24 protein-coding genes are annotated in these 23,403 nt (G+C 70.2%); 15 read left to right on the top strand and 9 right to left on the bottom strand.

Going from position 1 to position 23,403, the window contains the following annotated elements; translation table 11 throughout:
• Positions 1–13 precede the first annotated feature (13 nt).
• The 4 genes from ACHWVH_RS05855 (at position 14) to ACHWVH_RS05840 (ending at position 6,290) form a co-directional block, all read left to right on the top strand.
• On the top strand, positions 14–1,510 hold the full coding sequence (locus tag ACHWVH_RS05855) for an aminotransferase class III-fold pyridoxal phosphate-dependent enzyme (RefSeq protein WP_295927871.1): 1,497 nt from the start codon (positions 14–16) through the stop codon (positions 1,508–1,510).
• A 639-nt stretch (positions 1,511–2,149) separates the two neighbouring features.
• Entirely contained in the window at positions 2,150–4,444 is a 2,295-nt protein-coding gene (locus ACHWVH_RS05850; protein ID WP_295927874.1) for a catecholate siderophore receptor Fiu, read from the top strand.
• Between the two features lie 63 nt (positions 4,445–4,507).
• Entirely contained in the window at positions 4,508–5,200 is a 693-nt protein-coding gene (locus ACHWVH_RS05845) for a Fe2+-dependent dioxygenase (protein ID WP_017913793.1), read from the top strand.
• Between the two features lie 169 nt (positions 5,201–5,369).
• Positions 5,370–6,290 carry an FAD:protein FMN transferase gene (locus ACHWVH_RS05840; protein WP_267094596.1) on the top strand — a complete coding sequence of 307 codons (921 nt, stop codon included), beginning with the start codon at positions 5,370–5,372 and terminating at the stop codon, positions 6,288–6,290.
• Positions 6,291–6,451: 161 nt separating this feature from the next.
• Here the strand turns inward: ACHWVH_RS05840 and ACHWVH_RS05835 are convergent, their stop codons facing one another.
• The 3 genes from ACHWVH_RS05835 to ACHWVH_RS05825 form a co-directional block, all read right to left on the bottom strand.
• Positions 6,452–7,144, bottom strand: a complete 693-nt coding sequence (locus tag ACHWVH_RS05835; RefSeq protein WP_295861571.1) for a winged helix-turn-helix domain-containing protein — start codon at positions 7,142–7,144, stop codon at positions 6,452–6,454.
• Between the two features lie 132 nt (positions 7,145–7,276).
• On the bottom strand, positions 7,277–7,885 hold the full coding sequence (locus ACHWVH_RS05830; protein ID WP_148829380.1) for a HutD family protein: 609 nt from the start codon (positions 7,883–7,885) through the stop codon (positions 7,277–7,279).
• A gap of 229 nt (positions 7,886–8,114) precedes the next feature.
• Positions 8,115–8,447: a ComEA family DNA-binding protein gene (locus ACHWVH_RS05825; RefSeq protein ID WP_017909203.1), complete on the bottom strand. Its 333-nt coding sequence runs from the start codon at positions 8,445–8,447 to the stop codon at positions 8,115–8,117.
• 204 nt (positions 8,448–8,651) lie between these two features.
• Here ACHWVH_RS05825 and ACHWVH_RS05820 point away from each other — a divergent pair, with 204 nt between their 5' ends.
• The 4 genes from ACHWVH_RS05820 to murU all read left to right on the top strand — a co-directional run bounded on the left by ACHWVH_RS05820 (position 8,652) and on the right by murU (position 12,490).
• A complete protein-coding gene (locus ACHWVH_RS05820; protein WP_017909202.1) occupies positions 8,652–10,142 on the top strand; it encodes a M20 family metallopeptidase in 1,491 nt (496 codons plus the stop codon).
• A 248-nt stretch (positions 10,143–10,390) separates the two neighbouring features.
• Positions 10,391–10,660 (top strand): GlsB/YeaQ/YmgE family stress response membrane protein, encoded by a 270-nt coding sequence (locus ACHWVH_RS05815; RefSeq protein WP_010344083.1) that lies wholly within the window; start codon positions 10,391–10,393, stop codon positions 10,658–10,660.
• Between the two features lie 73 nt (positions 10,661–10,733).
• Positions 10,734–11,762, top strand: a complete 1,029-nt coding sequence (locus ACHWVH_RS05810) for an aminoglycoside phosphotransferase family protein (RefSeq protein WP_394686830.1) — start codon at positions 10,734–10,736, stop codon at positions 11,760–11,762.
• Positions 11,759–12,490 carry an N-acetylmuramate alpha-1-phosphate uridylyltransferase MurU gene (gene murU, locus ACHWVH_RS05805; RefSeq protein ID WP_152240387.1) on the top strand — a complete coding sequence of 244 codons (732 nt, stop codon included), beginning with the start codon at positions 11,759–11,761 and terminating at the stop codon, positions 12,488–12,490. Before ACHWVH_RS05810 ends, murU begins: the two co-directional genes overlap by 4 nt.
• 171 nt (positions 12,491–12,661) lie before the next feature.
• Here murU and hda read toward each other — a convergent pair whose 3' ends face one another.
• From hda to ACHWVH_RS05790, 3 genes are read right to left on the bottom strand one after another with little or no spacing between them, the layout of a single operon-like run.
• Positions 12,662–13,381 (bottom strand): DnaA regulatory inactivator Hda, encoded by a 720-nt coding sequence (gene hda, locus ACHWVH_RS05800; protein ID WP_267084407.1) that lies wholly within the window; start codon positions 13,379–13,381, stop codon positions 12,662–12,664.
• Positions 13,378–14,547: an AI-2E family transporter gene (locus ACHWVH_RS05795; protein ID WP_017915780.1), complete on the bottom strand. Its 1,170-nt coding sequence runs from the start codon at positions 14,545–14,547 to the stop codon at positions 13,378–13,380. The genes hda and ACHWVH_RS05795 overlap by 4 nt, the downstream gene beginning before the upstream one ends.
• Positions 14,544–15,659, bottom strand: a complete 1,116-nt coding sequence (locus tag ACHWVH_RS05790) for a DUF2066 domain-containing protein (RefSeq protein WP_295927954.1) — start codon at positions 15,657–15,659, stop codon at positions 14,544–14,546. Before ACHWVH_RS05790 ends, ACHWVH_RS05795 begins: the two co-directional genes overlap by 4 nt.
• 95 nt (positions 15,660–15,754) lie before the next feature.
• Between ACHWVH_RS05790 and purM the strand changes: the two genes are divergently transcribed.
• From purM to ACHWVH_RS05760, 6 genes are all read left to right on the top strand, one after another.
• Positions 15,755–16,813 carry a phosphoribosylformylglycinamidine cyclo-ligase gene (gene purM, locus ACHWVH_RS05785; RefSeq protein WP_295927888.1) on the top strand — a complete coding sequence of 353 codons (1,059 nt, stop codon included), beginning with the start codon at positions 15,755–15,757 and terminating at the stop codon, positions 16,811–16,813.
• A 5-nt stretch (positions 16,814–16,818) separates the two neighbouring features.
• Positions 16,819–17,448, top strand: coding sequence for a DUF2238 domain-containing protein (locus tag ACHWVH_RS05780; protein ID WP_295927890.1), 630 nt, complete (start codon positions 16,819–16,821; stop codon positions 17,446–17,448).
• An 8-nt stretch (positions 17,449–17,456) separates the two neighbouring features.
• Positions 17,457–17,903, top strand: coding sequence for a hypothetical protein (locus ACHWVH_RS05775; RefSeq protein ID WP_017913806.1), 447 nt, complete (start codon positions 17,457–17,459; stop codon positions 17,901–17,903).
• Complete coding sequence (purN, locus tag ACHWVH_RS05770) at positions 17,900–18,553, top strand: phosphoribosylglycinamide formyltransferase (RefSeq protein ID WP_394686829.1); 654 nt, start codon at positions 17,900–17,902, stop codon at positions 18,551–18,553. Before ACHWVH_RS05775 ends, purN begins: the two co-directional genes overlap by 4 nt.
• A gap of 63 nt (positions 18,554–18,616) precedes the next feature.
• Positions 18,617–19,471, top strand: coding sequence for a DUF3108 domain-containing protein (locus ACHWVH_RS05765; RefSeq protein ID WP_295927896.1), 855 nt, complete (start codon positions 18,617–18,619; stop codon positions 19,469–19,471).
• Between the two features lie 2 nt (positions 19,472–19,473).
• Positions 19,474–20,157 carry a DUF3108 domain-containing protein gene (locus ACHWVH_RS05760; RefSeq protein ID WP_017910671.1) on the top strand — a complete coding sequence of 228 codons (684 nt, stop codon included), beginning with the start codon at positions 19,474–19,476 and terminating at the stop codon, positions 20,155–20,157.
• 252 nt (positions 20,158–20,409) lie between these two features.
• Here the strand turns inward: ACHWVH_RS05760 and ACHWVH_RS05755 are convergent, their stop codons facing one another.
• From ACHWVH_RS05755 to ACHWVH_RS05745, 3 genes are read right to left on the bottom strand one after another with little or no spacing between them, the layout of a single operon-like run.
• On the bottom strand, positions 20,410–20,724 hold the full coding sequence (locus tag ACHWVH_RS05755) for a hypothetical protein (protein ID WP_010344096.1): 315 nt from the start codon (positions 20,722–20,724) through the stop codon (positions 20,410–20,412).
• Positions 20,721–21,995 (bottom strand): UDP-N-acetylglucosamine 1-carboxyvinyltransferase, encoded by a 1,275-nt coding sequence (gene murA / locus ACHWVH_RS05750; protein ID WP_295927899.1) that lies wholly within the window; start codon positions 21,993–21,995, stop codon positions 20,721–20,723. The genes ACHWVH_RS05755 and murA overlap by 4 nt, the downstream gene beginning before the upstream one ends.
• A gap of 45 nt (positions 21,996–22,040) precedes the next feature.
• Entirely contained in the window at positions 22,041–22,283 is a 243-nt protein-coding gene (locus ACHWVH_RS05745) for a BolA family protein (RefSeq protein ID WP_019799407.1), read from the bottom strand.
• 52 nt (positions 22,284–22,335) lie between these two features.
• Between ACHWVH_RS05745 and ACHWVH_RS05740 the strand changes: the two genes are divergently transcribed.
• Positions 22,336–23,337, top strand: a complete 1,002-nt coding sequence (locus ACHWVH_RS05740; protein WP_267098268.1) for a KpsF/GutQ family sugar-phosphate isomerase — start codon at positions 22,336–22,338, stop codon at positions 23,335–23,337.
• Positions 23,338–23,403 lie beyond the last annotated feature (66 nt).

Genomic DNA, 23,403 nt, shown 5'->3' with positions numbered 1-23,403 from the left:
TCAGGAGATCTCCATGACCGTACTCGGCCCCCTCGCCCCGCTCCGTGCCCACGCCGGCGATCGCCTGACCCAGGGCCTGGACGACGCCAGCATCGAGCGCCTGGCGGCCTCGCATCCGGCACTGCGCGCGGCGATCGAGGCGGCGGGCGACGACTACGCGCGCATCGCTGCCGAATTCGGCGAATTGCTGGACCTGGACGAAGCCGAGCAGATCCGCCACCTGCAGGCCGGGTTCGTCAATTTCTACGCCGACGACGCGGTGACCCCCTACGTGGCGCTGAGCGCACGCGGCCCGTGGGTGGTCACGCTCAAGGGCGCCGTGCTGTATGACGCCGGCGGCTACGGCATGCTCGGCTTCGGCCACACCCCGGAGGCGGTGCTGGAGGCGATGGCGCGGCCGCAGGTGATGGCCAACGTGATGACCCCCAACCTGTCGCAGTTGCGCTTCGAGCGCGCGCTGCGCGCGGAGATCGGCCACCGCCGCGGCGGCTGTCCGTACGCCCGCTTCATGTGCCTCAATTCCGGTTCCGAATCGGTGGGCCTGGCCGCACGCATCGTCGACATCAACGCCAAGCTGCAGACCGATCCGGGCGCACGCCACGCCGGCGCCAAGATCAAGCGCCTTGTGGTCAAGGGTAGCTTCCACGGCCGCACCGACCGGCCCGGCATGTATTCCGATTCCAGCCGCAAGACCTATCTGCAGCACCTGGCCAGCTACCGCGGCGACGATGCGCTGATCGCCATCGCGCCCTACGACGTGGAGGCGCTGCGCCGCGCCTTCGCCGACGCCGAGCAGCACGGCTGGTTCATCGAGGCGGTGTTCCTGGAGCCGGTGATGGGCGAAGGCGACCCCGGCCGCGCGCTGCCGCCGGCGTTCTACGCCGCCGCGCGCGAACTGACCCGCAACCACGGCAGCCTGCTGCTGGTCGACTCGATCCAGGCCGGCCTGCGCGCGCACGGCGTGCTGTCGGTGGTGGACTATCCCGGCTTCGAGCAGCTCGACCCGCCGGACCTGGAAACCTATTCGAAGGCGCTCAACGCCGCGCAGTACCCGCTGTCGGTGCTGGCGGTGACCGAGCACGCGGCGCAGGTGTATCGCAAGGGCACCTACGGCAACACCATGACCAGCAACCCGCGCGCGCTCGACGTCGCCACCGCGACCCTGGCGCAGCTGACCCCGCAGGTGCGCGCCAACATCCGCGAGCGCGGCGCCGAGGCGGTGCAGAAGCTGGAGAAGCTCAAGGCCGAGCTCGGCGGCGCCATCACCCAGGTCCAGGGCACCGGCCTGCTGTTCTCCTGCGCGCTGGCCCCGCAGTACAAGTGCTACGGCGCCGGCTCCACCGAGGAGTGGCTGCGCCAGCACGGCGTCAACGTGATCCACGGCGGCGAGAACTCGCTGCGCTTCACCCCGCACTTCGCGATGGACAGCGAAGAGCTGGATCTGCTGGTCGGGCTGATCGGCCGCGCCCTGCGCGAAGGCCCGCGCGTGGCACAGGCCGCGGCGGCCTGAACCCCGCTGCTTGCGGTGCCGCGGGACGGCGCCGCAAGCGGCCAATCCCGACAGCATTGGCGCGTGCCGCCCTTGCACAGAGGGCGAGTATCGGCCTGGCTTCGTGGTCCGCCGACACTGGCGACGCTCATGGCGACACGCAATCTGGCACTGCACCACCCGCTCCTTCGGCATACGTCGAAACGCACCTGGTGCGACGATCCGGCAGCGACACTGCGCTGTCGGTACCGCGCCATCTCCAGGCAGCATCCGCTGCCTGACACCGGCGCGCCTCTCTACCGTCCCTAGTTCGGACTTCCACCTACCCGCAGCGCCCGTCTGGTCGGCGCTGGCGTCGCGCGCCCGCACGGACGGGCCCCAAACCACTCAGTGCCGGGTCCTTTGGCCGATTGCGCGCCTTGGTCGATGGTCCGCATTTTCTGGCGAGTCCGGCTATCCGAACCGCGGCGGACCGGCACCGATGACAAAGAGATTGCAAACAATTCGTATTTGCATGGAAAATGAATGCACTGCCTGCATCGCATGCGCGGCAGACACCGTTTCGCCCAGCCGCCCGATCTCGCCGCCGCGGCCGCTCCCACTAGGGGACGGCCGCTGCCCGCGATCGGGGTGCCGCCCCTCCTGCAAACCGAACCGCCCATGACCTCTCCGATCAAGCGCCGCAAACACACCGTGACCCGCCAGGCCGCCGCACCGACCCTCAGCACCGCCGTGCTGCTCGGCGGGCTGAGCCTGCTCTCCCCCGCGCATGCGGAGACCGGCGACCAGCCCACCACCCTGGACAAGGTCGACGTGCAGGCCCAGCGCGCCAAGCGCTACCTGGTGGAGGCGCCGGACTCGCCGAAGTTCACCCAGCCGCTGATCGACACCCCGCAGACCCTCAACATCATCGGCAAGGACCTGTTCAACGAGCAGGGCGCCACCACCCTCACCGAAGCGCTGCGCAACAGCCCGGGCGTGGGCACGTTCTATGTCGGCGAGAACGGCAACACCAGCACCGGCGATGCGATCTACATGCGCGGCTTCGACAGCTCCAGCAGCATCTTCGTCGACGGGTTGCGCGACCTCGGCTCGATCTCGCGCGACGTGTTCAACATCGAGCAGATCGAGGTCGAGAAAGGCCCGGCCGGCACCGACAACGGCCGCAGCGCGCCGACCGGCGCGATCAACCTGGTCAGCAAGCAGGCGCACCTGGACAACGCCAGCAGCGCCACGCTGTCCGGCGGCGACCATGGCCAGCGCCGCGCGACCGCGGACTGGAACCAGGCGCTGGGCGCCAGCAGCGCGCTGCGGTTGAACGTGATGGGCCAGGACAGCGACGCCATCGGCCGCGACCATGTCGTCAACAAGCGCTGGGGCCTGGCCTCGTCGCTGGCGTTCGGCCTGGGCACCGACACGCGCTACCTGCTCGACCTGCTGTACGTGAAGCAGGACAACGTGCCCGACGGCGGCGTGCCGACGATCGGCCTGCCCGGCTACAGCTCGCCCGACCCCGCACGGCCGTGGCTCGGCAGCGCGGCGCGCGTGGACAGCAGCAACTTCTACGGCACCCGCGACGACCACGACGACGTGACCGCGAAGATGGCGACGTTCCGCATCGAGCACGACGTGTCCGACACGGTCAAGCTGACCAATACCGCGCGCTGGGGCCGCAACGAGCAGGACTACCTGCTGTTCGCGTTCATGCCCAACGCCGCCAACCTGCGCACGCCGAATCCGGCGGATCCTGCGACCTGGACGGTGCTGCGCAGCCTGCCGACCTTCAAGGACCAGCAGTACACCACCCTCGCCGACCAGTTGAACCTGCGCGTGGACTTCGCCACCGGCGCGGTGCAGCACAACCTCAGCACCGGCGTGGAAGCCTCGCGCGAGGAACTGCGCAGTTGGGGCCACAACATCGTCGACCGCGCCGCCTGGCTGGCAGCCAATCCGGCCAACCTGTATGCGCCGGACTGGAACACCACGCCGCTGCACACCGCGCGCAACGGCGCGCGCAGCCATGGCACCACCACCACCTACTCGGCCTATGCCTTCGACACGCTGAAGTTCGGCGACAGCTTCCTGGTCACCGCCGGAGTGCGCGCGGATCGCTACAAGACCGACTTCGACAGCCTGGTGTGCAGTTCCGCCACCGCCACCGCCGCGCCCTGCACCACCGTGGTCGGCCTGGACACCGACATCGCCGACACGCTGTTCAGCTGGAAGCTCGGCGCGGTCTACAAGGCCAACGAGGACGTGAGCGTGTACGCCAACTTCGCCACCTCGCAGCAACCGCCAGGCGGCAGCACGCTGGAACTGAGCGCCTCGGCCAACAATGCCAACAATCCGCGCTTCGATCCGCAGAAGGCCAAGACCGCCGAGGTCGGCACGAAATGGAACTTCCTCGACGATGCGCTGTTCGCGACGCTGGCGCTGTTCCGTACCGACGTGAACAACGAGATCGTGCAGGGCAGCGACGGGCTGTACTACCAGAGCGGCGCGAAGCGCGTGCAAGGCATCGAACTGTCGGCGGTGGGCAAGCTGACCGAGCGCTGGTCGCTGTCCAGCGGCTACACCAAGCTGGATGCGCGGGTGCGCCAGGGCACGACCGTCTCGCAGGACGGCAGCCAGGATCTGGCCTACACGCCGGACAGCGCATTCACTGCCTGGACCACCTACACCCTGCCATTCGGGCTGACCGTCGGCGGCGGCGTGCGCTACTCGGGCGAGATGAAGCGCGGCCGTGACGGTGCGGTCGGCACGCCGGCGTTCGTGAAGTCGTACACGGTGTGGGATGCGGTGCTGAGCTATCCGGTCAACGACCACGTGGCGCTGCGCCTGAACGCCTACAACCTGTTCGACAAGGACTACGTCGCCGCGATCAACAAGAGCGGCTTCCGCTACACGCCCGGCGCGCCGCGCTCGGTGCTGCTGACCGCCGAGGTCCGGTTCTGACCGACCGCGCCTTCCAACGCGCAGTGGACGCCCTATGCTGGGCGTCCACTGCCGGAGCGCCCCATGCTGCTGCACATTCCCGACATCCTCAGCGCCGATGAGGTCGCGCGGTTCCGCCAGGCATTGGAGACCGCCGACTGGGTGGACGGCCGCGAGACCGTCGGCGCGCAGGGCGCGCAGGTCAAGCGCAACCTGCAACTGGCCGACGCCTCGCCGCTGAAGCAGGACCTCGGCCAGGCGGTGCTGAGCGCACTGGCGCGCAGTCCGCTGTACTTCGCCGCGGCGCTGCCGCTGCGCACCATCCCGCCGCGCTTCAACCGCTACAGCGGCGGCGGCAGCTACGGCCTGCACGTCGACGGCGCCGTGATGACCCAGGCCGCCACCGCCGCGCAGCCGGCGCTGACCGTGCGCAGCGACCTGTCCTGCACCCTGTTCCTGAGTGCGCCGGAGGAGTACGACGGCGGCGAACTGCTGATCCACGACACCTACGGCGAGCACGAGGTCAAGCTGCCCGCCGGCGACCTGATCCTGTATCCGTCCAGCAGCCTGCACCGGGTCGCGCCGGTGACCCGCGGCGCACGCATGGCATCGTTCTTCTGGGTGCAGAGCCTGGTGCGCGACGCCGGCCGGCGGCAGACCCTGTTCGACCTGGACACCGCGATCCAGGCGCTGACCGCCAGCGGCGCGGACGCGGCGGCGCTGCTGCGCCTGACCAACGTCTACCACAACCTGCTGCGCGACTGGTCGGAGACATGAGCGGGCGTGGCGACCTGAACGCCGAACATGCCGCCGGCACACGGTCGCGCAGCGTAGGGCACCTGCGCGCTGCCGTTGTACGGTCGCACTGGGTCGACGCGTGAGTCGCCCCGCTTCACCGACCGCAGTCCGCGCCAGCGCCGGCATCGCCACGCTGCACGGCAGCAGCATGGGCACGCGCTGGAGCGCCAGGCTGCTGCCGCCCCGACGCAGCGACCTGCACGCATTGCGCGATGCGATCCAGGCGCAACTCGATCTGGTCGTCGCGCAGATGAGCACGTGGGACGCGCAATCGGATCTCAGCCGCTACAACCGCGCCGACGCCGATACCTGGCACGCCTTGCCGGCCGCGTTCGACACGGTGCTGCGCTGCGCGCTGGAAGTGGCGCATCGCAGCGGCGGCGCCTTCGATCCCACGATCGGCGCCGTGGTCGGCGCGTGGGGTTTCGGCGCCACCGCCGGAGATCGGCGGGTGCCGGAGCCCGCCGCCCTGCAACGGGCCCGCGCCGCGGGCGACTGGCGCCGACTGACCGTCGACGACGCGGGCCGCTGGCACCAGCCGGGCGGGCTGCATCTGGATCTGTCGGCGATCGCCAAGGGCTACGGCGTCGACCTGGCAGCGACGGCGCTGCGTGCGCATGGCGTGGAAAGCGCACTGGTCGAGGTCGGCGGCGATCTCTATGGCTATGGCCGCAAGCCGGACGCGCAGCCGTGGCGGGTGTTGATCGAGGCTGCTGCGGACGAGGAGGTGCATGGCGACGCATCGCCGCGCGCGCTCGCGGTCGACGGCCTGGCGGTGGCCACCTCCGGCGATCGCTGGCACCACTTCGAACAGGACGGACGACGCTATGGACACCTGCTGGATCCGCGTCGCGGCCGACCGATCGCCGCGACGCTGGCCGCGGTGACGGTGGTGGCCGCCGATGCCATGCGTGCCGATGCCTGGGCCACTGCCCTGAGCGTGCTCGGTGTGGAAGCCGGGCTGGCCTGCGCCGAGCGCGAAGGACTGGCGGTGCGCTTCCTGGTGCGCCAGGACGGCGCAGTGCAGGAACAGCTCAGCAGCGGCTTCGCGGCGTTAGCTCGGGGCTGAGCGCGGCGCGCTGCTCGATGAGCCGCGGCCGGGGAGAACACCAGGGCACCGCGCGAGACCTCGCGCCGGCGTGTTCCGGACAACGCGCCGCGACCCGACCGCCACTGCTACGGTGGCGGCTTCGGCCGCGGCGACGCCAGGAACGCCACGCCGTCGCGCCATCAGCGCGACGCCGGCAACCCCATGCGCTGCAGCTCGAACACATAGCCCTTGCCGCGTACCGTGCGGATCCATTGCGGCACCAGCGGGTCGTCGCCGAGCTTCTGGCGCAGCCGCGAGACCTGCAGATCGATGCCGCGGCTGCCCGCAGGCATGCTGGCCTCGCCGTCGCCCAGCGCGGTGCGCAGCGTCTCGCGCGTGAGCACCTCGCCCGGCTGCTCCAGGAACACCGCCATCAGCCGCAGTTCGCCGGGCGACAGCGGGATCGTCCGCCCGTCCGGCGCCACCGCCTGGTGACGCGCGGCATCGACCTGCCAGCCGCCATGCGCCGCTGCCGGCGGCTGGGTCGCGCGCACCCGACGCAGCACCGCGTTGAGCCGCGCCACCAGTTCGCGCAGGTCGGGCGGCCGCACCAGGAAGTCGTCCGCGCCCAGATCCAGCCCGATCACCCGGTCCACCGGCTCGGCGCTGTCGGCCATCATCACGATGGCGATATCGCCGCGGTCGCGCAGTTGCCGGCACAAGCGCAGGCCCTCGGCACCGTCGAGGCCGGCATCGAGCACCACCGCGTCGTAATGCCCGGCCGCCAGTTGCGCCTGCAGGTGCGGCGCACTGTCGGCGTCGTGGGCCTGCAGGTTGAAACACGCCAGGTAATCGCGAATCCGGTCGCGCAAGACCGCGTCCGCGTCCGCCACCAGAATTTTCGCCAACCACCTGTTGTCCGAGAGCACCTGTCGGCTTCCGCTGTACGGCCCGGATGGCCGCGTTCGCGCATTGGACGCGGTCGGCGTCGACGCTGCAAGAGCCGCGCGCGTGGTGCAGCGGGCTCAGTCCGCCGGCGTCGGCAGGGCCTCGATGCGCATCGCCAACACCTCCCCGCCCCCGCTCAAAGCAAAGCGGCGCCTGGCATCGGCGGCCAACCAGGCGCTGTCGCCGGCCGCCAATGGCGGCAGTCCGCTGGCCGCATCGAACTGCGCTTGCCCTGCCAGAAGATGAACGGCCCAGGCGACAGCGGGTTCGGCGAAGAACAGCATCGGCCCGACCAGCGGCCGGTGCAGCAGTTGCGTGCGTAGCCGGTCGCGTCGCCACATGAGGTTGAAATCGTGGGTCGGCCCGTCCAGCAACTCGCCACGCAACGGCCGCTCGCCGGCGAAGCGGAGACGCGCGCAAGGATCCTGCAGCACCTGTTCCTCGCCGTCGTCGAAACGCAGGCGCACGCCGTTGCCACGCAGCAGGACCAGTTCGCGGTCGATCCCGGGGAAAGCTGAGAAGGCGGCATCCTGCTCGATCTCGGCGATGGACAGGCGCAGCACCCAGTCATCGCCGGCGGCCGGCAGACGCAGGATCTCCCGGGTCCAGCCCAGGCCGTTGCGCCAGCGTTCGCGGCGATACTCATTGGCGGGGATCACCCGCGCGGGCAGCGTGCACCAGTCCATGCGCGCATTCTGCACGATCAGGGCAAGGGGCCTGTCCTTGGCCAGCCCGAATATGCGACGCAAGAGGCGCCATGGCGCCCAAAAAACATCGCCCGGCTGCACGTCACTGTGCAACGCCGGGCGACGATGTACCTCCCTGTCGGCTTCCTGCCTTCCCCCTTCGCATCCTGCTCAGTGAGGCTGCGGCCGCGCGTCCAGCGCCGGCCCTATCCTTTCGTTGCAAATCCCTTTAACGCCTTTCCACCGGCTTGGCAGCTGCCTGCTTGGCGGCTGTCGGTGCGGGTGCCTTCGTGGCGCCCACATCGATCCGGTCGCGGTTCCGCTCGACCGTCTTGAGTCCGATGCCTTTCACCAGTGCCAGTTCCTCGGCGCTCTTGAAAGGTCCGTGCGCCTGCCGGTAGTCGACGATCGCCTGGGCCTTGGAGGCCCCCACGTTCACCAACACCTGGTCGATTTCCTCCGCTCCAGCGGAGTTGATGTTGACCTTGTCCGCGGCGAGCGCGGAACCGGACAGCATCAGGGCAACGACCAGCGACTTCAGGACCACGATAAAAGACTGCATGGCAACGCTCCTTGTGACTTGGATGGGGACTTCGCCGGCCTTTCCTGCCGGCGTTGTCAGCATCGCTCGCCACATGGGTACAGCCTATCGTCGGAACGCGTCACAAACAGCAGGTAAACGGCGCGTCGCCGTGTAGGAAAAACCCTACACGGGCACCGGGGCGTAGAATGGCTGCACACGTGTGCAATCACTTCGGAGCTTTTCATGGACAGTGCCAAGATCGACCGTTTCCTGAGCGAAAAGTGGGATGACGACATCGTCCCGCAACTGGTCGATTACATCCGCATCCCCAACAAATCGCCGATGTTCGACGCCGATTGGGTCGCGCATGGCTACATGGCCGATGCGGTGGCGCTGATGGAGCGCTGGGCGCGCGCGCAGGCGATCCCCGGCCTGCAGGTGGAGGTGGTGCAACTGGAAGGCCGCACCCCGTTGATCTACCTGGAGGTGCCGGCCAGCAGCGACGCGACCGGCGAGGACACCGTGCTGCTGTACGGGCACCTGGACAAGCAGCCGGAAATGACCGGCTGGGACGCCGACCTGGGCCCGTGGACGCCGGTGCTCAAGGGCGACCGCCTGTACGGCCGCGGCGGCGCCGACGACGGCTACGCCCTGTTCGGTTCGCTGGCGGCGATCCAGGCGCTGCAGGACCAGGGCATCCCGCACGCGCGCTGCGTGGTGCTGATCGAGGCCTGCGAGGAATCGGGCAGCTACGACCTGCCCGCCTACGTCGACCATCTGGCGGCACGGATCGGCAAGCCGTCGCTGGTGGTGTGCCTGGATTCGGGCTGCGGCAACTACGAACAACTGTGGTGCACCACCTCGCTGCGCGGCCTGGCCGGCGGCAACTTCAGCGTCAAGGTGCTCAGCGAAGGCGTGCATTCGGGCGACGCCTCCGGCGTGGTGCCGTCGAGCTTCCGCGTGCTGCGCGACCTGCTGTCGCGGCTGGAGGACGAAGCCACCGGCAAGATCAAGGTCGACGGCCTGTACGCCGACATCCCCGAGGAGCGGCTGGCGCAGGCGCGCAAGGTCGCCGAGGTGCTGGGCGACGAGGTCTACAGCAAGTTCCCATTCCTGCCCGGCATGCGGCCGATGCACGAGGACCTGTCCGAGCTGGTGCTCAACCGCACCTGGCGCCCGGCGCTGTCGGTGACCGGCGCCGACGGCCTGCCGCCGCTGGCCTCGGCCGGCAATGTGCTGCGCCCCGAGACCGCGGTGAAGCTGTCGCTGCGCCTGCCGCCGACGCTGGACGGCAAGCACGCCGGCGAACTGCTCAAGGACGTGTTGCTGCGCGATCCGCCGTACGGCGCCGAGGTGTCGCTGGCGCTGGAGAAGTCCTCCTCCGGCTGGAATGCCCCGGCGCAGTCGCCGTGGCTGACCGATGCGATCGAAGCGGCCTCGCAGGCGGCGTTCGGCAAGCCGGCGATGTACATGGGCGAAGGCGGCTCGATCCCGTTCATGGGCATGCTCGGCGAGAAGTTCCCCGGCGCGCAGTTCATGATCACCGGCGTGCTCGGCCCGCATTCCAACGCGCACGGCCCCAACGAGTTCCTGCACATCCCGATGGGCAAGCGGGTGACTGCCTGCGTGTCGCGGGTGATCGCCGCCCACCATGCCGCCAGCCTGCGCGGCGAGACCACCGGCAGCGCGGCGGTGGCCGGCGGCGAGCAGCATGGCGGGCATGGGTGCTGCTGAGGGGGGGGGACTGGGGAGTCGGGATTCGGGATTGGCGACGCCGGCTTTCTGAGTACCTGGCTACCCGGGTTACTGCTGGAGAGGCGTCGATCCAGATGCGACGCCTCTCCGTGGCGTGATCGCTGGGTAACGTGAGCGGCCAGCCTCGAGGGCTGGGCCGCCTGCGCTGCACACGCAAGCATCGACGCCATCACAGTCGATCTGGCACGATCCGACGCTGATTCCCTTCCGCGTCCGGAACGCTCTCCATGCACACTCTGTTCGGCAGCGACAGTTGGCTCTACATCATCCTGGTGGGCTTCGTGGTCGGCCTGCTGGCGCGTTTCCTCGGCCCCAGCAGCGGGCGCTCCGGCTGCCTGTTCACCGTGTTGCTGGGCATCGCCGGTGCGTTGCTGGCCGGCTGGTTCGGCCACTACATGGGCTGGTACAGCCGTGGCGAGCCGGCGGGCTTCCTCGGTGCGCTGCTCGGCGCCATCGCCCTGCTCGCGCTGTTGCGGCTGTTCTCCAGCAAGCGCTGAGGCACGGCGCGCCGCTCGCCACGGCGGCGGCGCCCGTTTACGCTGTGCGGCTCATTTCCGCCGCAGCCTGCCGATGAGCGCCAGCCCGATGGTTCCCGATGTCCTTGCGGCACGCGCCGCGCAACGCCTGGCCTGGGCGCGCACGGCCCTGGACGACGCACAGGCGACGCTGCAGCGCGCCTCGGTGGACGCCGGCCAGCGCAGCTACTGGCGCAGCCATGGCCAGGGCGTCAGTCGCATCGTGATGGATTCGCCGCCGGACCTGGAAGACGTGCGGCCGTGGCTGCGCATGCACGCGCTGCTGCACGGCGGCGGCGTGCGGGTGCCGACGATCCTGGCGCAGGACGCGGAGGCCGGCTTCCTGCTGCTGGAAGACCTGGGCCAACCGACCCTGGCGCAATGCCTGGACACGAGCACAGCGGACGCGCACTTCGACGCCGCGCTCGGCCAGTTGCTGCGGCTGCAGGCGATCGCGCCGCCACCGGGCATGGGCGTGTTCGGCGAGGCGCTGCTGCAACGCGACGCGGGCCTGTTCGAGGACTGGTTCCTGCAGCGCCACCTGGGCATCACCCTGGATGCCGACGAACGCGCGGCCCTGCACGGCGTGCAGCGTCAGCTCATGGACAACGCGCTGGCGCAGCCGCAGGTGCTGGTGCACCGCGACTTCATGCCGCGCAACCTGATGCCGGCGGCCGACGGCCCGGCGGTGCTGGATTTCCAGGATTGCGTGATCGGCCCCGTCGCCTACGACCCGGTCAGCCTGTTCAAGGACACCACGGTCAGCTGGCCTTTGGCGCAGGTGGACGCCTGGCTCGCCAGCTATCACGCGCGTGCGCTGCAGGCCGGGATTCCGGTGCCGCCGCTGGCGCAATTCCTGCGCGACGCCGAGTGGATGGGCGTGCAGCGCCACCTGAAGAACCTGGGCATCTTCGCGCGGCTGAACTACCGCGACGGCAAGGCCTGGTACCTGGACAACGTGCCGCGCTTCATCGCCTACCTCGACGAGGCATTGCCGCGGCACCCCAGCCTGCAGCCGCTGGCGCAACTGCTGCAGACGCGGATCAAGCCGGCCCTGGCGCAGCGCGCGGCGGCCGGCGTATGAAGGCGCTGATCTTCGCCGCCGGCCTCGGCGAGCGCATGCGTCCGTTGACCGCACACACGCCCAAGCCGCTGCTGGCGGTGGGCGGCACGCCGCTGATCGTCTGGCACCTGCGCAAGCTCGCCGCGCTGGGCGTGCGCGAGGTGGTGATCAACACGTCCTGGCTGGCCGAACAATTCCCGCAGACGCTCGGCGACGGCAGCGCGTTCGGGCTGCGCATCGCCTATTCCTACGAAGGCGCCACACCGCTGGAAACCGGCGGCGGCATGCTGCACGCGCTGCCGCTGCTCGGCGAGGCGCCGTTCCTGCTGGTCAACGGCGACATCTGGACCGACTTCGATTTCGCCCGGCTGGCGCCCGAGCCACCGGGCCTGGCGCAGCTGGTGCTGGTGGATCCGCCGGCCTATGCGGCGCACGGCGATTTCGCCCTGCAGGACGACGGACACGTGCACAACGCCGGCGACCCGCTGCTCACCTACGCCGGCATCGGCATGTACCGCCCCGCCCTGCTGCGCGACTGGCAGACCATCGCCGCCCCGGCGCCGACCGCGCCGGGCGTGCCGCCCCGCTTCTCGGTGGTGCCGCTGCTGCGTGCGCAGGCCGAACGAGGCCAGCTGCACGGCCTGCACCACCCTGGCCGCTGGACCGACGTGGGGACGCCGCAGCGGCTGGCGGAGTTGGATGAGGTGCTGGGAATGGGGAAACGGGAATCGGGAATCGGGAAAAGCTGATTTCCCGCGAGCTTCGGCAGCCTCAACCACGGCATACGTCGTCGCCCATCATAGGTCGTAGGTTCAAATCCTGCCCCCGCAACCATCTTTGTCTGCAGCGGCAACCAGTGCATCGATTGCAAGCTACTTTTTGTTCTTCTGGCTTCTACGTACTGCTTCAGTCCTCGCGCTTCAGTTTTTCCCCATTCCCGATTCCCCATTCCCGATTCCCACCCTACGCAAAAACGGCACCGTCACCCGCCGCTGCGCCGCCAGCGATTCGCGGTCCAGGCGCTCCAGCAGGCCGATCAGGCCGGCCAGGTCGCGGCCGGCGTGGGTCAGCAGCCAGTCGATCGCCGCGTCTTCCAGCACCAGGCCGCGGCGCTGGGCGCGCTCGCGCAGCACCGCGGCGCGGCCGGCGTCGTCCAGTGGCGCCAAGGCGATGCGGGTGCACTGCGACAGCCGCGAGCGCAGATCCGGCAGGCTGAGCGCCAGGCCGTCGGGCATCGCCTGCGCGGTGTACAGCAGGGTCACCCCGGCGCTGCGCGCACGGTTGTGGAAATCGAACAGCGCCACTTCGTCCTCGCGCTGCCCGGCGATCGCTTCCAGGCCGTCGAGGGCGACCAGATCGCGGCCCTCCAATGCTTCCAACGCATCGCGCAGGCGGCCGGCGGCGGCCTGCAGCGGCAGGTAGGCGGCGCTGCGCCCGGCCTGTTCGGTGGCCGCGCACAGCGCCAGGGCCAGATGGGTCTTGCCGGTACCGGCGGGGCCGGACAGGTACACCCAGTCGTCGGCGGCGCCGTCGGCGACCGCCTGCAGCTGCGCCAGCAGCCCGTCCGGCGCGCCCAGATAGCGATCCAGGCGCTGCTCCGGCGGATAGCGCAGTGCCAGCGGCAGTTGCGGCACGCTCACGGCTGGTCGGGGCTGCGCGGCGGCAGTTCGATGATGGTGGTGCGCTCGGTGACCGTATCCAGCAGGATCGCCGACTTCTCGCCCGCGTACAGGTCGCTCTGCCGGTACTGCTCGTGCAGGTAGTGCAGCAGCACGTTGGCCACCGCCGCCACCGGCAGCGCCAGCAGCATGCCGAGGAAACCGAACAGCTGGCCGCCGGCCATCACCGCGAAGATCACCGCCACCGGATGCAGGCCGATCTTGTCGCCGACGATGCGCGGGGTCAGCACGTAGCTTTCCAGCAACTGGCCGACGGTGAACACCACGCCGACCAGGATCAGCAACTGCAGGTCGAAGCCCTTGGCCTGCACCAGCGCGGCCAACACCGCCAGCAGGATGCCGGTGGTCGCGCCCAGGTACGGGATGAAGCTGATCAGGCCGGCGACGATACCGATCAACAGGCCGAGCTTGAGCCCGACCAGGGTCAGTCCGCCCGCGTAGATCACGCCCAGCGCCAGCATCACCAGGAACTGGCCGCGAATGAACGCGCCCAGCACCTCGTTGGACTGCTGCGCCAGGCGGGTGATGGTGCCAACGTGGTTGCGCGGGATGGTGGCGGCCACGCGCGCGACCAGCAGGTCCCAGTCGCGCAGGAAGTAGAAGGTCAGGATCGGCAGCAGCACTAGGTTGACCACCCAGGTCACCATCGCGAAGCCCGAGCGCGACAGGTAGCCGAAGAAGGTCGCGGCGACGCCGCCGGCCTGCTGCCAGTGCCCGCGGATCCAGTCGATCAGCCGCTCCGGATCCAGCCAGCCCATCAGCTCCAGCCCGGTCTTCCGCTCGGCCCACGGGATCGCGGTGCCGATGAACCAGTCGCGCGCCTGCGGCAGCACGTCGATGAAGGTGACGATCTGCCGCTCCAGCATCGGCACCAGGATCACCAGCGCCAGCACCAGCAGCAACACCATCAGCACGAACACCAGGGTCACCGCCATGTTGCGCGAGCGCCCGGCGCGCTCCAGGCGGTCCACCAGCGGGTCGCCGAGCCAGCCGAGCAGCAGCGCCAGCACGAACGGGGTCAGGATCGGCGCCAGCAGCCACACCACCCACAGCACGCCGACGATCACCGCCGTCCATTTCAGGCGGCGCAGGAACAGCGCGATCTCGGCTTCGGGCGACAACGTCATTTCAGGCGGTACTCCGTCGGCTCGCTGTTGAGGATCACCGGACCGTCGACCGGCGCGACCACCGGCTGCAGCGCGCCGTCCGGGCCGAGCATGCGGTTCAGACCGGACACGCCGCTGAGCAGATCCAGATCCAGTTCCAGGCGATCGCCGTCGGCGCGGACCGGCACGATGCGCCGCACCACCGAGGCGTTCTGCAGCGCGGCGGAGGCGCGCAGGTAATCGTCGGCGCTGCGGATGCCGGTGATCACCACCCGGTAGATCCCGGCCGGGCCGGCGCTGACCGCCTTGGCATAACGCTTGACCAGGGCGTCGGCGGCGCCGTCGGCACCGCTGGCCATGGCGCGGCGCGCGTCGGCGTCGCTGGACGACCAGGTCGACAGCACCTTGCCGCTATCGACGAAGGTCCAGTCCGCGGTCCAGCCGCCGGCCTTGCCGCGGTACAGCTTGCCGATCAGTTGCATCGGCGGGCTGTAGCGCGACGAGGCGCTGGCCACCGCCGCGGTGTCCTGGCGCCAGATCGCGCCGGCCAGGGCCTGCTCGGCGGCGTTGCCGGTCGGCAGGCCGAGGCGGAAGCCACGCTCGATCGCACGATCGAGCAGGCTGCGCGCGGCGTTGGACTGCTGCACGCCGACCAGGCGCGGGCCGCTGCCGTCGTCGATGGCCAGCCACACCACCGGCTTGGGCCGCGGCTGCGGCCACACCGGCAGCCCCAGCGCCGCGGCCAGGCCGTCCACGTCCTGCGGGCGGAAGCGCGCCACCAGGATGGTGCGGAAGGTCGGCGCGCCGCTCGGCGAGGTGCCCTGGTCCTGGCGGTAGTCGAAGGTGTCGACCAGATTCTTGGCGTTGCGCAGCGCCTGGGTCACCCCGGGCCGCGACATCACGCTCTTGTCGCCGGAGATCTTGCCCAGCACCACGCCGAGCGCACGGGCCAGGGCACCGTTGCGGTCGCCCTCGCTCTGGCTGTTGACCGGCACCTCGGCATCGTAGGGGCCGGTGGCGCCGGCCACGTCGCCCTCGGTGCGCAGCTCGGCCTGGGCCAGGGCGGTCGCGGCGGGCAGGCACAGCGCGAAAGACAGGAGGAAGGCAAGGCTGCGGCGCATGAAGGGTCCAATACTCGGCGTATCCGGGGCGAATTGTTGCCCGAATGCGGGCCTAGCGCCAATGCGGCCTGTTAAAATCGCCGCCTTATCCGCCGACCCCGCCGCCCGTGACCACTTCCCAGCCCCCCGCCGCCGCCCCGTTGACCTACCGCGACGCCGGCGTCGACATCGATGCCGGCAACGCCGTCGTCGAACGCATCAAGCCCCTGGTCAAGCGCAGTTTCCGCCCCGAAGTGATGGGCGGGCTGGGCGGCTTCGGCGCGCTGTTCGACCTGTCCGGCAAGTACCGCGAGCCGGTCCTGGTGTCCGGCACCGACGGCGTCGGCACCAAGCTGAAGCTGGCGCAGCAGCTCGGCCGCCACGACACCATCGGCATCGACCTGGTCGGCATGTGCGTCAACGACGTGCTGGTGCAGGGCGCCGAGCCGCTGTTCTTCCTGGACTACTTCGCCACCGGCAAGCTCCACGTGGAGACCACCGTGGCGGTGGTCGGCGGCATCGCCCGCGGCTGCGAACTGGCCGGCTGCGCGCTGATCGGCGGCGAGACCGCGGAAATGCCCGACATGTACCCGCCGGGCGAATACGACCTGGCCGGCTTCACCGTCGGCGCGGTGGAGAAGTCGCAGTTGCTCGACGGCGCCCGCGTGCGCCAGGGCGACGTGTTGATCGGCATCGCCTCCTCCGGTCCGCATTCCAACGGCTACTCGCTGATCCGCCGCATCTACGACCGCGCCGGGCGCCCGGCCGACCTGCAGGTCGGCGGCGTGGCCCTGGCCGACGCGCTGATGGCGCCGACCGCGCTGTACGTCAAGCCGATCCTGTCGCTGCTGCGCGAACAGGGCGAAGCCATCCATGCCATGGCGCACATCACCGGCGGCGGCCTGACCGAGAACATCATCCGGGTCATCCCGGACGGCCTGGGCCTGGACATCCGCGCCAGTGCCTGGACCCTGCCGCCGGTGTTCGAGTGGCTGCAGCGCGAAGGCGCGGTGGCCGACAGCGAGATGTGGCGCACCTTCAACTGCGGCATCGGCTTCGTGCTGGTCGCCGCGCCAGAGCAGGTGGCCGCGCTGGAGCGCAGCCTGGACAGCCTGGGCCTGGCGCACTGGCAGATCGGCGCGGTGGTGGCCGCCGCGGACGCCGGCGAACGCGTGCACATCGGCTGAGCCGCATGGCGGCGGCCAAGCGCGCCTGGCTGACGCTGGCGCTGGCGGTGTTCGCCGCCAGCTGGATACGGCCGCTGTGGCCGGCGGAACAGGCCATGCACAGCTCCCTGGCGGTACTGGGCCTGGCCTGGCTGGTCTGGCACGACCGGCGCTGGCAGCTGCGCACCGGCCATTTCGCCGCCATCTGCCTCTTCATCAGCGTGCACAACATCGCCGCGCACTGGCTCTACTCCAATGTGCCCTACGACCAGTGGCTGCGCGCGCTGACCGGTGGCTGGTCGCCGAGTGCGGCGTTCGGCTGGCAGCGCAATCACACCGACCGGCTGATCCACCTGCTGTTCGGGGTGTGCTTCGCGCCGGCATTGCGCGACCACGCGCGCCAGCGCTGGCCGGCGCTGTCGGCGCGGCAGGCCTTCGTGCTGGCGACGATGGCGATCATGTGCGTCAGCCTGGTCTACGAATGGCTGGAATGGCTGATCGCGCTGCTGCTGTCGCCGGAGCAGGCCGAGTCCTACAACGGCCAGCAGGGCGATCCCTGGGATGCGCACATGGACATGCTGCTGGCTACGCTGGGCTGCGCCAGCGCTTGGCCGTGGCGGCGCATCCCGCGCCCGATTCCCTCCACCTTGCGCTGAGACAGACGATGTCGCTGCCACCGCCCCTCCCCGCCCCCGGCGGCCATGCCGCCGATGTGGTGCGTGCCACCTCCGACCTGAACACCCTGGCGACGCTGTATGCCGTCATGGCGGGGCTGCAGGTCGTCGTGGTGCTGCTGGTGGGCGCTTTGCTGGCCTACGGCGTGCACGAGGAGGCGCAGCTCAACGCCGTCGGCCAGAGCCCGGACCAGGCGCAGAGCGGCGTCATCGCGATCGTGATGCTGTCGATCCTGCTCGGCTTCGGTCTGCTCGCGCTGCTGCTCAAGGTGCTGGTTGCGCGCGCCTTGCGCCACCGCCGCCAGTTGGGGCTGTGCTACGCCGGCGCCGTGATCACCTGCCTGGGCTTCCCGCTGGGCACCGCACTGGGCATCGCCACCCTGCTGACATTGCAACGCCCGGCCGTGGGCGCCCTGTTCCGGACTCCCGCCCGATGACGCCCCGCCTCGCTGTCCTCGCCTCCGGGCGCGGCTCCAACCTGCAGGCCATCCTCGCCGCGATCGCCGCCGGCACCCTCGATGCCGAGGTGGTCGGCGTGTTCGGCGATCGTCCGGAGGCGCCGGCGCTGGCGATGGTGGCGCCGGACCGGCGCTGGTCGGCGCGGCCCAAGGACTTCCCCGATCGCGTCGCCTTCGAGCAGGCGCTGGGCGACGCGGTCGCCGCGGCACGGCCGGACTGGGTGGTCTGCGCCGGCTACATGCGCATTCTCGGCGCAGGCTTCGTGCAGCGCTTCGGCGGGCGCCTGCTCAACATCCACCCCTCGCTGCTGCCCAAGTACCGCGGCCTGCACACCCATGCCCAGGCACTGGCGGCCGGCGACGCCGAACACGGCGCCAGCGTGCATTTCGTGGTGCCGGAACTGGACGCCGGCGCGGTGATCGCGCAGGTGCGGGTGCCGGTGCAGCCCGGCGACGGTCCCGACGACCTCGCGCAGCGCCTGCTGCCGCGCGAACACCGGCTGCTGTGCGCGGTGCTGCGGCTGGCCGCGACGGGCCGCCTGGCTGAACGGGACGGCAAGGTCTGGCTGGACGGTCAGTGCCGGTTTAGTCCGCTGCGCCTAGATTGCGACGACGTGTTGCTTCCCTGAATGCGCTGCCGCACCTTCCGCGCCCCCTCCCCCTCTTCCCTCCCGCTCACGCCAGCCGATCCCATGAAGCTCGCTCCGCGTCCGTTCGCCTTCCTCGTCGCGTCCGGCCTCGGCCTGCTGGCGCCCATCGTCGCTGCGCAGGTCGCGCCGGCGCCCGCCGCGCAGCCGGCGCCGCAGACCGCCCCTGCTCCGACCGCGCTCGCCACCGGCGCACCTGCACCTGCTGTCGCAGCGTCGCCGGCGCTGCCCGCCGAGGCCTGGACGCCGCCGCCGCTGCAGCCGTTCGTGGCCACCTACGACGCGCTGTACAAGGGCAAGCCGGCCGGCGACGCGCGCATGGACGTGGTGCATACCGGCGGCGACCAGTGGCGGGTCGACCTGGGCGTGCACGGCCGCAGCGGCTTCGCCAGCATCCTCGGCCTCAACATCGAACAGAGCACGGTGTTCACCGTGCAGGACGGCCGCTACGTCCCGCAAAGCCAGAGCACGGTCAAGAAGGCGGTGTTCTTCGGCAAGAAGGTCACCGGCGTGTACGACTGGAAACAGGGCGTGGCGCGCTGGGACGGCGACCTGAAGAAGGACCGGCAGGCGCCGATCCCGCTGCAGCCCGGCGACCAGAGTGCGCTGCTGCTCAATCTCTCGCTGATGCGCGACGCGCAGCCCGGCAAGACCATGACCTACCGTTTCGTCGACGTCGGCCGGGTGCGCGAACATGTCTACCGCGCCGCCGACCAGACCGAGACCGTGCAGGTCGGCGACATCAGCTACGACGCATTGCGGGTGTCGCGCACCAATGGCGGCCGCAATGAGACCATCCTGTGGATCGCCAACGGCGTGCCGACGCCGGTGCGCATCCTGCAGCGCGAAGATGGCGAAGACCGCATCGACCTGCGCCTGACCGAATACCAAGGAGCCTGACCATGACCCGCATCGCCCGCCCGCTGACCGCCCTCGCCGCCGCCCTGCTGGCCACGGCGAGCCTGCCCGCCCTGGCCCTGGAGCCGTTCACCGCGGACTACCAGGCCAGCTACATGGGCATGCAGGCCAACGGCGTGATGACCCTGGCCAAGCAAGGCGCCGACCGCTGGCGCTACAGCCTGGCGATCAAGAACCAGGTCGCCGACCTCAGCCAGAGCACCGTGTTCGAGGAAAAGGGCGGGCAGCTGCGTCCGCTCAGCAGCGACGACCGCTCGGTGTTCCTGATCAAGAAGAAGGCGGTGACCGCCAACTACGACTGGAGCACCGGCCAGGCGACCTGGGGCGGCGATCTCAAGGCCGACCGCCGCGGCCCGGTGAAGCTGCAGCCGGGCGACATGGACGCGCTGCTGATCAACCTGGCGATCGCGCGCGACGTCAACGCCGGCAAGACCCCGAGCTACCGCATGGTCGACGAGGGCCGCGCCAAGCCGATGACCTACCGCGTCGCCGGCAAGGAAGCGGTCACCGTCAACGGCAAGACCGAGCAGGCGACCAAGGTCAGCCGCACCGACGGCTCCAAGGAAATCATTGCCTGGATCGTGCCGGACATGCCGGTGCCGGTGCGCATCCTGCAGCGCGAGAACGGCCAGGACGCGCTGGACCTGACGATCAAGGCGTTGCGGTAAGGCCGGGATTGGGGAATCGGGAATGGGGAATCGCAGCAGCGGCTCCCCGCCCGTGATCGCCCTCATGCGGGAGGGGCTTCAGCCCCGGCGCGACTGTGCGAATCGCCCTGCAGCAACTGCCCAGTGATTTGCAGGCGCCCCGAGGGCGCAAGCCACTTCCTCTGCATGGAACACGGGAGCATGGCGACCGACGCGCCTTGCCGATGCACTCCCAACGCGGGCGCCGCCCAGTCAGCGCCCTGCCCCACGCCGTTACTTCTTCTCCGCCGGCGCGGCCTTGAAGGTGGTGCGGCAATCCACGCGGATCTGCGCACCGGTGCTGCGCCAGTAGAAGGTGCTGCATTCGCGCGGGCCGTTCTGGGTGCGGCTGACGCCGACCGCATAGAACGACTGCCAGATCTCGTCGCGGGTGACCTGGCCGTCGCCGTTCCAGTCCATGTCGCGCTCCTCGATGCCCTGGGTGATGGCGATGCCGGTGTACCAGGCATAGCCCACCCAGGCCAGCAGCACCACCACGATCGCCAGCAATACCTTGCGCCGGCGGCTGAAGCGGCCGCTGAGGATCATGCGACGCGCCGGATGGACGCGCCCAGCGCCCCCAGCTTCTCCTCGATGTTCTCGTACCCCCGGTCCAGGTGGTAGATGCGGTCGATGGTGGTGTCGCCGTCGGCGACCAGGCCGGCCAGGATCAGCGAGGCCGAGGCGCGCAGGTCGGTGGCCATCACCGGTGCGCCGCTGAGCCGCTCGGCGCCGCGCACGATCGCCGTATGCCCTTCGATCTGGATGTCCGCGCCCAGGCGCAGCAGTTCGTTGACGTGCATGAAACGGTTCTCGAAGATCGTTTCGTTGATCACGCCGACGCCGTCGGCCACGCAGTTGAGCGCCATGAACTGCGCCTGCATGTCGGTGGGGAACGCCGGATACGGCGCGGTGGTCAGGCTGACGGCGCGCGGGCGCTTGCCGTGCATGTCCAGGCGGATCCAGTCTTCGCCGGTCTCGATGCTGGCGCCGGCCTCGGTGAGCTTGTCCAGCACCGCGTCGAGGGTGTCGGCGCGCGCACGGCGCACGGTGACGCTGCCGCCGGTCATCGCCGCGGCGACCAGGAAGGTGCCGGTCTCGATGCGATCCGGCAGCACCGCGTGGCGGCCGCCGGACAGGCGCTCCACGCCATGCACGACGATGCGCGAGGTGCCCGCGCCTTCGATCCTGGCGCCCAGCGCGATCAGGCAGTCGGCCAGATCGCTGACCTCCGGCTCCATCGCCGCGTTCTCCAGCACCGTCGTGCCGTCGGCCAGGGCCGCGGCCATCAGCACGTTCTCGGTGCCGGTGACGCTGACCATGTCGAACACGTAGCGGCCGCCCTTGAGCCGGCCGTTGCTGCTGGCCTTGATGTAGCCGTTCTCGACACTGATCTCCGCGCCCAGCGCCTGCAGGCCCTTGATGTGCTGGTCGACCGGCCGCGAGCCGATCGCGCAGCCGCCCGGCAGCGACACTTCGGCCGCGCCGAACTTGGCCAGCAACGGGCCCAGCACCAGGATCGAGGCGCGCATGGTGCGCACCAGTTCGTACGGTGCGACGTGCTGGTGGACCTTGCGCGGGTCGACGGTGATCGCGCTGCCGCGCGACAGCGTGCCTTCGTCGATGGTGACTTCCGCGCCCAGCTCGCCGAGCAGCTTCACCGTGGTGATCACGTCGTGCAGCTGCGGCACGTTGGTGATCTCCACCGGCGCATCGGCCAGCAGGGTCGCGCAGAGGATCGGCAGCACGGCGTTCTTGGCGCCGGAAATATTGACTTCACCGTGCAGCGCGTTGCCGCCGGTCACTACGATTTTGGCCATGGGTCTCGTGGGGGAAGGGAAAAAGGGAAAAACGGGCGCGGCGGCTCAGCCGGCGGCGTGCCCGGCCTGCTCGGGGGTCAGGGTGGTCAGGGCCAGCGCGTGGATCGCCCCGCCCATCAGTTCGCCCAGGGTGGCGTAGACCATGCGGTGGCGGGCCAGCGGGAGCTTGCCGGCGAAGGCGGCGCTGACCACGGTGGCCTCGAAGTGCACGCCGTCGTCGCCCTGCACCTGCACCTGCGCGTCCGGCAGGCCGGCCTCGATGAGTTTACGGATGGTTTCGGCGTCCACCGGGCTTTCCTAATAAAATGATCGGCCATTCTACCCTCCGACCGGCACCCGCATGGATGTATCGCCCCTGTCTCCCACGATGCCCGACGACGCCGGCCTGGTCGCCAGCGGCCGTCGCGTGGTCGAGATCGAGCAGGCCGCGCTGGCGGCGGTCGGCGCGCGTATCGGCGCCGAGTTCGCGGCCGCCTGCCGGCTGATCCTGGGTTCGCGCGGGCGCGTGGTCGCCACCGGCATGGGCAAGTCCGGCCATGTGGCGCGCAAGATCGCCGCCACCCTCGCCTCCACCGGCACCCCGGCGTTCTTCGTGCACCCGGGCGAGGCCGGGCATGGCGACCTGGGCATGATCACCGATGCCGATGTGGTCCTGGCGCTGTCCTACTCCGGCGAGTCCGACGAGATCCTGATGCTGCTGCCGGTGCTCAAACGCCAGGGCAACGCGGTGATCGCGATGACCGGGCGCGCGCAGTCCACGCTGGCGCGCGAGGCCGACCTGCACCTGGACGTCAGCGTGCCGGCCGAGGCCTGCCCGCTGGACCTGGCGCCGACCTCCAGCACCACCGCCTCGCTGGCGCTGGGCGATGCGCTGGCGGTGGCGCTGCTGGACGCGCGCGGCTTCACCGCCGACGACTTCGCCCGCTCGCACCCGGCCGGCAGCCTCGGCCGCCGCCTGCTGCTGCACATCACCGACGTCATGCACCGTGGCGACGAACTGCCCAAGGTGCGCGAGGACGCCAGCCTCAGCGAGGCGCTGGTGGAGATGAGCCGCAAGCGCCTGGGCATGACCGCGGTGGTGGACGCCGACGACCGCCTGCTCGGGCTGTTCACCGACGGCGACCTGCGCCGCGCCCTGGACAGCGCGCTGGACGTGCGCCAGACCCGCATCGCCGAGGTGATGACCCGGCAGCCGCGCACCATCGGCGCCGACCAGCTCGCCGCCGAGGCCGCCCGGCTGATGGAGACCCACCAGATCAACGGCCTCATAGTGGTCGATGCGGCCGGCCGCGCGGTCGGCGCGCTCAACATTCACGACCTGTTGCGCGCCAGAGTGGTTTAACAGGCTGAACCCGTTCACTGCCCGCGGTGCCCCACGCCGCTGGCCCTGGCCGCTGGAAAGCCGGCC

This window comes from uncultured Xanthomonas sp., from assembly GCF_964278005.1.
In the GTDB taxonomy this organism is placed as follows: Bacteria; Pseudomonadota; Gammaproteobacteria; order Xanthomonadales; family Xanthomonadaceae; genus Xanthomonas_A; species Xanthomonas_A sontii.
This window is presented reverse-complemented; position numbering and strand designations above follow the sequence as displayed.